Genomic DNA, 10,808 nt, shown 5'->3' with positions numbered 1-10,808 from the left:
TCACGAATTGAAGACCATCGGTTTTTTGTTCAGGCTCAAGGCACCAATAAACAGACGATGTACAAAAGAACGCCTTCACCGCTAGTATAACGGCAAAGGTGTTCTTTTCATAGATGGTTACGCGCGGCGGCCGCGCGGAGAGTTTTTTGTGCCAACGTTTGCGCCAACCAATCAGAATAACCCTGCTCGCGCTCGATCGCGTGTTGCAAAATTAAAAAATGGCCGTAATTGTCAGTTTTACTGGCTACGGCGCTAAATTTACGCGTCATTTGTTTTTGCAGATGGGCCAGCTTAGCTTGATGTAGCCTTAATTGTTCCGTTAGCATTGGCTGCAGCATGGGGTCGTCAGCGTTTTGAACGAAATACAACTTCAGAACGAATTCGTCTTTACTCGCGGTCAACTCGGTGGTCGGTTCGTGGAGCCAATCGCTGAGTTGCGCCTGCCCGGCCGCCGTTAATGAGTAAACTTTTTTCTCCAGCTTTTCGCCACTTAATTGGAGTTGATGGGTGATCAGGCCGGCGGTTTCTAGCCGTTTTAATAATGGGTAGATCTGGCTGTGATTGGCGTTCCAGAATTCGCCGATATCCGCGGTAAAGGCCTTGGCGATGTCATAGCCGGTCAAATCGTGCTCGCCTAGTAGGCCGAGGATGATGTATTTTAATTTATTTTTTTGCGCCATATCTAACTCCTTGACTTTTATTTAAAGTGAGTATAACATAATCATATATTTTAAAACATGTAATTATATACATGATTAAAAATACTTAATTGGAGGCTATTTTGATGACGGAAAAAACTTTTAAAACTTTAGCTGATTTTTTAGGCACTCACTTTATTTACACTTATGCTAACGGTTGGGAATACGAATGGTACGCTAAAAACGACCATACTGTTGACTACCGCATTCACGGTGGCATGGTCGCTGGCCGCTGGGTCACTGATCAAGCAGCCGATATCGTGATGTTGACCGCCGGCGTTTACAAAATTTCGTGGACGGAGCCAACCGGCACTGACGTGGCGCTGGACTTCATGCCTAACGAAAAGAAATTACACGGCACGATTTTCTTCCCTAAGTGGGTCGAAGAACATCCTGAGATCACGGTCACTTACCAAAACGAACACATCACTTTAATGGAAGAATCCCGTGAAAAGTACGAAACTTATCCGAAATTGGTCGTGCCCGAATTTGCCAACATCACCTACATGGGCGCGGCGGGTCAAAATAACGAAGACGTCATCAGCGAAGCGCCCTACGCTAACATGCCCGACGATATTCGCAACGGCAAGTATTTTGACGAAAATTACCACCGGATCAACAAATAAAATATTCAGGTTTTGCGCACTACCTAGTGCATCGTAGCCATCATAAATGAAGCCTTTAGTTAATTTCTAGAACGATGAATTTCGGCTAGTGCAAAACAGAATTAGTTTGGTTCCATTCCGGCGCTGGCGTATGGAACGCGTGGCGCGTTGACGAGCTAATTTTCTTTCCAATTAAGCCCATGCGGAAAAGAAAATGGATCTCGTCAATCGCGCAAGGTGCTAAATGACCACAGTTCGGTCATCAAGCACCTTCGACACAGCTGATACGTCAGCGCCTCCATTCCACCTTGGCAACAATTGAACGTTAATCATTGAGTAGTTCAATCGTCTGATTAGCACAATTGGGTGCAACTAACAGTTTTAATAGTTCGCAAGTCTAAAATTGAATAACATTGTCGACTGCAAACGTTGCTGAAAATGAATTCGCCATATGGCATTCACGGGCATAACTGATTTTACCGTAACTGCCACCTACTCAAATAATGTTTGAATGCTTAACTGCGGCCAGATGAAATGGAGGCGCGCGAGTGACCACTGGCGCTCGTTCTTAATAACTAATCTTATCAAGTATCTATTGTCAGAGCATATTCGCTAAACAGATTTTGCTTGCCGATGTCGATTGGACTAAGCCAAAAACCGGCAAGTCCAAGTCGCACTCGTTGTCATGTTTCTTGCGGTGACCGAAACGGTTTGAGTTGAGGAAACGCAGTTGCGGACTTTGCAACTACGCTCCTTAATTTTGCCACAAGAATGGACAACGACGCGTTAATCAAGACCTTGGAACAAAGTCTACCGCTATTAGCTAGTCCGTCCTCGCGCACCGGAATGGAACCAAACTAAATCTGCTTACATCTAGTTTATTTTAAAAATGCTAGCTACGCTGCACTAGATCAGTAATCTCATTTGCCAATCGTGACTAGGCGCAGAAACCTGTTTTTTTGTACATTTATTTAATACAAGACAGCTTAAAATCATTCTGCTATAATCAGGGCATCAAACATAGAATCGAGGCCCAAGTATGGCTTACAAAGTTGATTTTAAAGAAGTTGCCACCACTGGTTTAGAAAGTTCACCGGTGGCTGCCGCTTTAGCTGGTTTACGCGCCAACGAAGCGCGTTATTTCTGGAACAAATTTAAACACGAGTTCGTCACCGTTCCAGCCGCGGAAGACCCGGCGACACTGAAATGGATCGAAACGATTTTGGCCGAACGTGACATGCATTTCCCGTACAAGGCGCTAGAAGTGACTTCATTTGAAGCAGAAGGCACTAAGTTCGCCTATGTTTTTTACGAAAACGGGTTGGCGGTCAATATTATGTATGGCCTCGCCGAAGGTAGCAAACGCGCCGTTGGTTTCAAGTTAAGTGACGGCATGGAAATTCCCGCTGAGTTTGCAGGCAAATTTAAATTTGCCCGCCAACGCTCCAAACTAGCCGGCACGATCCGCGGTTCCTTCTTTGTGATCAAAGGTAACTATTAAACACAAGTACAATTACTTGTGTTTTTTTGTTTAAAATTAGGGATATCCCTAAAAAATGTAACCGCTTTATTGATTTTTTCTGGCTTCGTGCTATGATGAAGTTGTGATATATTTTCTCCTTTAGTACCGTAACTTTGTAGCAGCATTCAGCCTACTACTCAAGCCAGCCATCGCGTTTATAGCTGGCTTTTTTGTTGTCTTTAAATTCAGTTATGGTTGCTCACTGGCAATGCTATTTAAAACACGAATCGCCGTTTGTAACTGCGCCGCGTCAAATTGTTGCAACCTTTTGGCTAAGTGTTCGTGTTCCAACGTATGCATTTTACTGTGGATCACGGCCACCTGCGTGCCAACGGTCGTGATCGCCAGCAGCACTTCTTTTTTGTTTTCCGGTCGTTTGGTTTTCGTGATCAGCGCCGCCTTGGTCAACCGTTTAATGTAGCGCGAGAACATCCCTTGAGAAAACGGCACCTGCGCTTGCAATACTTTATACGGCACCCAGTCAGCGTCAGCCGCCGCTAACTGGCTTAAAATCTGCATCTCGGAATGCGTCATTTTCAACGCTTTAAACTTTGCGACGCTACTAGCCGGAATGTCATCTGCCAAATGGTCGACGGCAAATTGCCAAAAGTCCGCCTTAAAAACTTCGTGTTGCTGCTGCGCGTCGCGAATTGCGGCTAATAAATCAGTGATCTCATCTGTCATGCTCAAAACGCCTCCAAAATTAATTACCGGTAATCTATTGTTTTTATTTTATGTCTGTGTATAATAATTATATATTACCGGTAATCAATTTACAAACGAAAGAAGTTTTGACGATGAAAGCAGCAGTTGTAACTACCTTTGATCAAAAACCACAATACCAAGATTTCCCAGCACCAACACCAAAAACTAACCAAGAATTAATTCACGTCCTAGCTGCCAGCGTTAATCACCGCGTTCAGGCCCAGGCCGATGGCAGCCATTACACCAGCGACGGTCAATTACCGCTGATCCCCGGCCTCGATGGCGTTGGTCGTTTAGCTGACGGCCGGCTGGCTTATTTTGTCACTTCCGATCCCGTTTACGGCGCCTTGGCTGAGCAAACGGTCACTGACCGCCGCCGGATCATCCCTTTAGCCGCCGACACTGATGCCGCCAAAGTGGCCGCTTCAATGAATCCAGCAATGTCATCATGGATGGCCTTAAAAGACCGTTTTAACGGCGATCTCGCCGGCAAAAAAGTCCTGATCCTCGGCGCCACCGGCCATGCCGGCAGCTTAGCCATTCAGATCAGCCGCTATTTAGGCGCCACAACGGTCATTGCCGTGGGTCGCAACCAACAAAAGTTAGCCCAACTACCCGCCGACCAGAAAGTTTCCCTTTTAGCCAATGATGACGACTTTACCACCGCAATCGCCGCCAACGCAGACGCCGATATCGTCCTTGACTATCTGTGGGGCGAGGCCGCACGGCGAACTATGCTGGCGCTACTGCCAGCACGCAAAGGCCATCAACTACTGACTTGGATCGAGATCGGCAGCATGGCCGGCGCCGCACTGTCATTGCCGGCCGCCGCACTGCGCGCCGTTGATTTCACTTTGATCGGTAGCGGCCAAGGCTCGATCGCACCGCAAACTTTTTTGCGCGAACTGCCTGAACTGGCACGCCTACTCAGCCAGGGCCAGTTCAATACCGCCAGCACGACTTTGCCGCTGGCGCAAGTGACGGCTAACTGGACGAGTGCTGACGATAAACGGTTAGTGTTCACGATGAATGAAGCCTAATCAATAAAGCGCCAACCGACGAAAATTCAATTTATCGTCAGTTAGCGCTTTTTTGACTGCTAATAATATTGCTCGTAGGCCGCGACTGCCAACGCCTGAACTAATAGGTAGAAACTCAAGCTGCCCAGTATTAAAACATTGAGCCAACCACTGGCTAAGTAAAAGTCGCCCCAGAAAAATCGTCTAACTAACCAAATTGCATAGATAATCACGGTTGCCCAATTTACCGTCGCACCTGCCTTAAGTAAAATCATTTGCCCGCGCTCATCATTTTGATATAAGCGCCGCCGCTGAAAAATAAAGCCACCACTGATCAATGCAACCAGAAAACAACCTAAACTTGCCAAATTAATCATTTTTTTCCGCTCCTTCCGCTGGAACATCTTGAAAAACGACACTTAAATCGACTTGGAAAACCCGCGCGATCTTAAACGCCAATTGCAATGACAACGAATATTTACCATTTTCAATCGCCGCCACAGTTTGGCGGGTCACGTCTAAACGTTGCGCCAAGTCAGTCTGCGACCAACGCCGTTCAGCCCGTAGTACCCGTAATTTATTCTGAATCATACGCGCTCCTTTCCGTTAATGTTTAATAACTTTATGTTAATTTTATTTAACATCATTTTCCCATAGAAGTCAAGTATCACTTAGTCTTTTCCTTTGCCTAGCCAGCTAACTATTATATGATAAAGATAGCTAAGCGCGCCCAGTCGGTACCTGTTTTTCACCGCACCTTTGTTGCATCCCCCATCCAGCCACATCACGAGGAGGACTGAACATGGATACGATCAAAAATTATTTGACGAATAAATTCGCCACTGTCCCGTCCACGCCCACTACTGAAAAGGCCCAGGCTGAGCTCCTGACAAAAATGACTGCCCGCTATCAAGAGTTGTTGGCCGCTGGTAAAAATGAGAACGAAGCGCTAGGTACCGTGATCAACGAGTTCGATTCATTGGAAGAACTGTTGGGCGCGGCCACAGCACCGACCGCAGAAACTAAAAATGCCCTCACCCTAACCGAAACTGAAATTTTTTGGCGTAGCACTAGACGGCTAGCCTTAGCGGTAGCCGGCGGTATTTTAGGTATTGCATTAGGTGTCGGCGCCATGATTGCCCTAATACCAACGCTTTTTAGTTGGTTAGGCATTTTGTTGATGCTGCTCGGTGTGATCGTTGGGATTAGTCTGTTTATCACTGTCGGCATGGCCCATGAGCGGGTAAAGGTGCCACTGGATAAACGGACTATTCCAGCAGAACTTCAGGCCACCGCGCGGCAGCGGCAGCAGGATTATACCAGTGGCTTTACGATCGCTTTAGTTGCCGGCGTCGCCTTGTGTATTTTTGCCTTGTTTCCGCCGATCCTACAGGCCGTTTGGCACGCACCAGGCTTTGGCCTGCTCAGCGGCGCCGCTTTTATCTGGATCCTTGGCAGTGGCCTTTTTGCCATTATCTATGGCAGTATCATTTACGCTGGCTATACACGCATTGCGCAGGGCACCACCTTTTACGCGATTGCTGACGCCGACGAACGGGCGCTAAGCGAACTAAAACAGCGTAACCCGAAAATGCATCTCTTCCTATATCAAGTGTACTGGCCCTTGATCACGATCGCCTACCTGGTCATTTCGTTTGGCTTTGGTTTCTGGTCGCTATCATGGTTGCTCTTCCCGATCGCCGGGATTTTGTTTGGTGTGATCCGTAACTATGCTTTACTGGCCCCTAAAAATTAAAGCTTAACGTTTAATGCTGGGCTACTAATAAAATTAGACCAGAATAGAACCATTACCAATGTTGATCGAACTAAAAAAAGCCCAACCTTTGTCCGAACTAAAGGCTGTCCTAGATCTGCAACCGATCACCTTAAATAACTAGTTAATAGATCACGAATATAAAAAACACACACCAAGTGTAGTGACTCCCAAAAAGTCTAACTTTTAGGGGTCGATACAAAGCAGTGTGTGTTTTTGCATTCCTTAAGAATGCGTTGCTACAACTCGTAGGCGGCGATAATCGGCCTCCCAATGATCTGTGCGCCATAATTTCGGTGTCAATTCCTGGGTCATATTAGCTAAAACTGTTGCTTGTTGTTGCACGCTTAGCTTAGCCAAATCCGCCGCAAAAAACTGTTTGACCCAATCGCTTAGGCCGGCTAGCCCTGCACTTAACGTGGTGGGCCGGGGATAAGCAACGATTTGTTCAACTTGGAAACCATGCTGTAATAATCGCTTTTTATAAGCGGTTGGACTGGGGAAGAAAAAGGGCGAGCGATAACTAACGCCTAATTTAGCCAGTTGCTGACTAAAGGCATCACTGATCGCCTGAATATTACCTTGGGCACCAAATTCACAAATCAACTTGCCATGGGGGTTAAGTAATTGTGCCACTTGCGCTAATAACTGATCCTGCTGCGTGATCCAATGAAAAACTGCGTTGGAAAAAATGACATCATAATGTTGACTTGTCGGTAACGCAAGAATATCGGCCACCGCAAAATCAGTTTGCGGGTAGAGCTGCTGAGCAGTTTTGATCATATTAGCCGACTGATCGATTCCCTTAACGGTATAGCCCTGCTGGCGTAATTGATCAGTAAGATCACCGGTGCCACACCCCACGTCTAATATAGTGGTAGCATCCGTCGAGATCAACGGTAATAGGCCAGCACCATACTTAAACACAAAACTATGTTGATCTTCATATTGTTGGGCATTCCATTCCAATATAATCGCCACCATTCATTGATATTGAAGACGATTATACAACGAAATTCACCAAAAGATGGTGCCGACACACAAAATAGCCCTAAAAAGTTGTAGCAAAGTTTACTGACGCTACCACCTAAAACCTGGCGAAAATTATTATTCGCACAATTTTAAGATTGCGGGACGTCACTTTTAGCATTATCGGGGTCAAAATAACCTGTTGCAGTCAGATGAAGCTCGTCATCTTTTTGTTAAATTTGTTTAAAAATTGCTAGTTTTCCACATATTTCGTGAATTTTTTACCAAAAATAACCAAAAATCAGGAAATAATTCAAAAAAAATTCGTTTTTTATGTGACATTTAGCTAATCGTGATCTACGCCTAAGACTTAAGACTTAGGCTTTGCCATTTTTTCTATTACGCTATATTACAGAAATGTAACGATATTTCAATTTAACCGTTTTTTGTAATATCGTTGGTATTGGTTTGTTACAGTACAACACTATAATTATCACTGTTGAATCGATAGTAACTAAGCAACATCAGTCGATAGTCAGAAAGTTATATAGAAAATTAACCCATAAATCCTTTAGGAGTGATTATTATTTTACTAAGCAAACGCGTAAAAATGTTAATGTTCACCACAGCCGGTGCCGCAGGTTTATTCCTTGTCGGTGCTCAACAAGCACAGGCCGCTACTGTTACTGCCCAATCTGGTGATACAGTTTCCGGGCTTGCTGAAAAATATGGCGTTTCGATCAACAGCATCGAAACAGCTAACAAGATCGATTCCAACACTCATTTGATCTTTGCTGGTCAAAAATATGAAATTCCTGATGGCACATCAACATCGACTGCCCAAGCTGCTACAACAACACAAACAGCTAACACACAGGCTTCAACTTCTACTCAGGCTACGCAAGCAGCCCAAGCACAACAACAAGCTAGTGCAGCTCAAGCACAGCAAGCTGCTTCTGCAGTTCAACAGACTGCCCAAACACAACAAGCTGCTTCTGCTTCAACCAGCACAACGACATCAACAACTTCAAGCTCTGATGCAGCTGCCAAAGCTTGGATCGCTAACAAGGAATCTGGCGGTTCATATACAGCTACAAACGGTCAGTACTATGGTAAGTATCAATTAAGCTCTTCATACTTAAATGGTGATTACTCTGCTGCTAACCAGGAAGCCGTTGCTAACAGTTATGTTGCTTCACGTTACGGCTCATGGACTAAGGCACAAGCATTCTGGCAAGCAAACGGCTGGTACTAAGCCGACACATAATTTAGACTTTGATCGACGTCCGCTTCGGCGGGCGTTTTTTTGTACGGTTAGCCACCACCTTTACGGTTAGCACTTTCTCCAGCTTCATCATCCTATTTAGCCAGTGAAAGCAGGAGGTAACTACTTTTAAGCACGCTATGCTGGTAGTTATGCTATTATGAAAGGCGTAATGAACCAAAAAAGTAGCCAGGAGGTTTTTATATGCCAACCAAAAAATTACCCACTCGTGAACAGGTTCCCCCAGAATTAACTTGGGATCTAACCACCATCTATCCCAGTGATGCAGACTGGGAAATTGCCTTTAAAGAAATTAAAGCCGCCGGTCAAGCCGCTGCGCAGCTTAAAACCACACTCGGTGCTAGTGCAGACAATTTAAGTCATGGACTAGATCAAGTTTTCGATTTATACCGGCAATTAGAAAAACTGTACGTTTATGCCAGTCTAAAGCACAATCAAGATAACGATAATGCCACTTATCAAGGAATGGATCAACGTGCTGGTGCGCTGGCGGCCCAGATCTCCGCACAAGTTTCCTTTGTCGAACCTGAAATTTTAGCGCTCCCCGCGGCACAATTAAAGGATTACATTGCCGCCAACACAACCCTACAAGGCTATCAGCATTATTTAGATCAAGTTACAGCAACTCGCGCTCATGTTCTATCTGCTGAGGCCGAAGAATTATTAGCGGGGGCCAGCGATGTTTTCGATGCGTCCGCCGCAACCTTTGATGTTTTAAATGACGTGGATCTACCTTTCCCTACTGTTAAGGATACTATGGGTAACGACGTGGAATTATCTCAAGGCGTTTACGGCACATTGATCGAATCCACCGATCGGGCAGTACGGCAACAGGCCTTCAGACAGCTGTATAAAGTTTACGGTCAATTTCGCAATACCTTGGCTTCAACCTTGTCAGCCCACGTTAAAATGCACAACTACCGCGCTCGGGTCCACCATTATACCTCTGCACGCCAAGCTGCTTTGGCCGCCAACAATATTCCGGAAAGTGTCTACGATACGCTGGTCGCTGAAGTTGAAAAGAATCTGCCGTTGTTGCACCGTTACGTTGCCTTGCGCAAACGGATCCTTGGCGTTAAGGAGCTGCACATGTACGATATGTATACGCCGTTAACTGGCGAACCTAGCCTAACCTACACTTACGATCAGGCCAAGGCCGAAGTCCTGCAGGCAACTAAAGTGTTAGGCCGCGACTACACGGATATTGTGAAGGAGGCTTTTGCCACCCGCTGGGTCGATGTTGTCGAAAATAAAGGCAAAACTAGCGGTGCCTATTCCTCTGGTATGTACGACACCAATCCTTATATTTTGTTAAACTGGCAGAATAATTTAAATAACTTATATACTTTGGTCCATGAAATGGGGCACTCAGTGCATAGTTACTATACCCACCACAATCAGCCTTATGTTTACGGTGATTACGCTATTTTTGTTGCCGAAATTGCTTCTACTACCAATGAAAATTTACTGACCGATTATTTATTGAAGCAACAAACCGATCCGCGAACCCGCGCCTATATTCTAAATTACTACTTGGATGGTTTTAAAGGAACAATTTTCCGGCAAACACAATTTGCTGAATTCGAACATTTTATTCACACCGAAGATGCTAAGGGTGTGCCGTTGACCGCCGAGCATTTATCTGCTTACTACGGTGAATTAAATCAAAAGTATTATGGCCCAGCAGTGATCAATGATTCAGAAATCGCGTTGGAATGGTCGCGGATCCCCCATTTCTACTTTAATTACTACGTTTATCAGTATGCAACTGGCTTCGCGGCAGCCACGACCTTGGCCAATAATATTGTTAACGGGACGGCTGCCGAACGAACGGCTTACATTAATTATTTGAAATCCGGCAGCTCGGCTTACCCGATCGAGATCATGCAGAAGGCCGGCGTTGATATGACGCAACCGACTTATTTACAACAAGCCTTCAAAGTGTTCGCACAACGCTTAACCGAATTAGAAACTTTACTCGCCGATCTAGGCTAGTGCATGAACCGGCGTTATAGTTAACTGGATCAAAGGGGTTGTGACATAAACAATTTATGTCCAACCCCTTCTTTGTACTTCCGAACAATATGGCCAAAACGTGTGCCATAAGAACGGTCAACGCCCGAAACATCAAAGATTTTCAGTATGAAAATCAACTACTACTGTGAAGTAGCAGCTGGGCGCCTTATGTCACACTCTCTTTGTCGTTGAGAAAAATTTGGCAAAAACTTTAG

General features: G+C 45.3%; 11 protein-coding genes. 6 read left to right on the top strand and 5 right to left on the bottom strand.

What is annotated here, in order from left to right; all coding sequences use genetic code 11:
• Positions 1-107: 107 nt before the first annotated feature.
• On the bottom strand, positions 108-680 hold the full coding sequence (locus FFM78_RS00980; protein ID WP_137636570.1) for a PadR family transcriptional regulator: 573 nt from the start codon (positions 678-680) through the stop codon (positions 108-110).
• A gap of 104 nt (positions 681-784) precedes the next feature.
• Between FFM78_RS00980 and FFM78_RS00975 the strand changes: the two genes are divergently transcribed.
• Both FFM78_RS00975 and FFM78_RS00970 read left to right on the top strand, forming a co-directional pair.
• Positions 785-1,324, top strand: a complete 540-nt coding sequence (locus FFM78_RS00975) for a phenolic acid decarboxylase (RefSeq protein WP_137636569.1) — start codon at positions 785-787, stop codon at positions 1,322-1,324.
• Positions 1,325-2,342: 1,018 nt separating this feature from the next.
• The gene (locus FFM78_RS00970; RefSeq protein WP_137636568.1) at positions 2,343-2,804 is read left to right on the top strand and encodes a DUF8821 family protein; all 462 of its coding nucleotides are present in this window, start codon (positions 2,343-2,345) and stop codon (positions 2,802-2,804) included.
• A 210-nt stretch (positions 2,805-3,014) separates the two neighbouring features.
• On the opposite strand, the gene FFM78_RS00965 is transcribed toward FFM78_RS00970, so the two are convergent.
• A complete protein-coding gene (locus FFM78_RS00965) occupies positions 3,015-3,509 on the bottom strand; it encodes a winged helix DNA-binding protein (protein WP_137636567.1) in 495 nt (164 codons plus the stop codon).
• Between the two features lie 113 nt (positions 3,510-3,622).
• Here FFM78_RS00965 and FFM78_RS00960 point away from each other — a divergent pair, with 113 nt between their 5' ends.
• A complete protein-coding gene (locus FFM78_RS00960; RefSeq protein WP_137636566.1) occupies positions 3,623-4,570 on the top strand; it encodes a quinone oxidoreductase family protein in 948 nt (315 codons plus the stop codon).
• 59 nt (positions 4,571-4,629) lie between these two features.
• On the opposite strand, the gene FFM78_RS00955 is transcribed toward FFM78_RS00960, so the two are convergent.
• Both FFM78_RS00955 and FFM78_RS00950 read right to left on the bottom strand, forming a co-directional pair.
• Positions 4,630-4,926 carry a hypothetical protein gene (locus tag FFM78_RS00955; protein WP_137636565.1) on the bottom strand — a complete coding sequence of 99 codons (297 nt, stop codon included), beginning with the start codon at positions 4,924-4,926 and terminating at the stop codon, positions 4,630-4,632.
• Positions 4,919-5,140 (bottom strand): helix-turn-helix transcriptional regulator, encoded by a 222-nt coding sequence (locus tag FFM78_RS00950; RefSeq protein WP_171001802.1) that lies wholly within the window; start codon positions 5,138-5,140, stop codon positions 4,919-4,921. The genes FFM78_RS00955 and FFM78_RS00950 overlap by 8 nt, the downstream gene beginning before the upstream one ends.
• Positions 5,141-5,351: 211 nt before the next feature.
• Between FFM78_RS00950 and FFM78_RS00945 the strand changes: the two genes are divergently transcribed.
• Positions 5,352-6,305, top strand: coding sequence for an AAA family ATPase (locus FFM78_RS00945; RefSeq protein WP_137636564.1), 954 nt, complete (start codon positions 5,352-5,354; stop codon positions 6,303-6,305).
• A gap of 243 nt (positions 6,306-6,548) precedes the next feature.
• Here FFM78_RS00945 and FFM78_RS00940 read toward each other — a convergent pair whose 3' ends face one another.
• Positions 6,549-7,292, bottom strand: coding sequence for a class I SAM-dependent methyltransferase (locus FFM78_RS00940; protein WP_137636563.1), 744 nt, complete (start codon positions 7,290-7,292; stop codon positions 6,549-6,551).
• 610 nt (positions 7,293-7,902) lie between these two features.
• Between FFM78_RS00940 and apf the strand changes: the two genes are divergently transcribed.
• Both apf and pepF read left to right on the top strand, forming a co-directional pair.
• Positions 7,903-8,547 carry an aggregation-promoting factor gene (gene apf / locus FFM78_RS00935; RefSeq protein ID WP_137636562.1) on the top strand — a complete coding sequence of 215 codons (645 nt, stop codon included), beginning with the start codon at positions 7,903-7,905 and terminating at the stop codon, positions 8,545-8,547.
• Positions 8,548-8,760: 213 nt separating this feature from the next.
• Positions 8,761-10,572: an oligoendopeptidase F gene (gene pepF, locus FFM78_RS00930; RefSeq protein WP_137636561.1), complete on the top strand. Its 1,812-nt coding sequence runs from the start codon at positions 8,761-8,763 to the stop codon at positions 10,570-10,572.
• Positions 10,573-10,808: the final 236 nt, after the last annotated feature.

This window comes from Loigolactobacillus binensis (assembly GCF_005405165.1).
GTDB lineage: Bacteria > Bacillota > Bacilli > Lactobacillales > Lactobacillaceae > Loigolactobacillus > Loigolactobacillus binensis.
This window is presented reverse-complemented; position numbering and strand designations above follow the sequence as displayed.

Coding starts and splice junctions, on each gene's coding strand:
- FFM78_RS00950 (WP_171001802.1), bottom strand. CDS start 5,140: ATGATTCAGAATAAATTACGGGTACTACGGGCTGAACGGCGTTGGTCG.
- FFM78_RS00965 (WP_137636567.1), bottom strand. CDS start 3,509: ATGACAGATGAGATCACTGATTTATTAGCCGCAATTCGCGACGCGCAG.
- apf (WP_137636562.1), top strand. CDS start 7,903: ATGTTAATGTTCACCACAGCCGGTGCCGCAGGTTTATTCCTTGTCGGT.
- FFM78_RS00960 (WP_137636566.1), top strand. CDS start 3,623: ATGAAAGCAGCAGTTGTAACTACCTTTGATCAAAAACCACAATACCAA.
- FFM78_RS00955 (WP_137636565.1), bottom strand. CDS start 4,926: ATGATTAATTTGGCAAGTTTAGGTTGTTTTCTGGTTGCATTGATCAGT.
- FFM78_RS00980 (WP_137636570.1), bottom strand. CDS start 680: ATGGCGCAAAAAAATAAATTAAAATACATCATCCTCGGCCTACTAGGC.
- FFM78_RS00945 (WP_137636564.1), top strand. CDS start 5,352: ATGGATACGATCAAAAATTATTTGACGAATAAATTCGCCACTGTCCCG.
- pepF (WP_137636561.1), top strand. CDS start 8,761: ATGCCAACCAAAAAATTACCCACTCGTGAACAGGTTCCCCCAGAATTA.
- FFM78_RS00975 (WP_137636569.1), top strand. CDS start 785: ATGACGGAAAAAACTTTTAAAACTTTAGCTGATTTTTTAGGCACTCAC.
- FFM78_RS00970 (WP_137636568.1), top strand. CDS start 2,343: ATGGCTTACAAAGTTGATTTTAAAGAAGTTGCCACCACTGGTTTAGAA.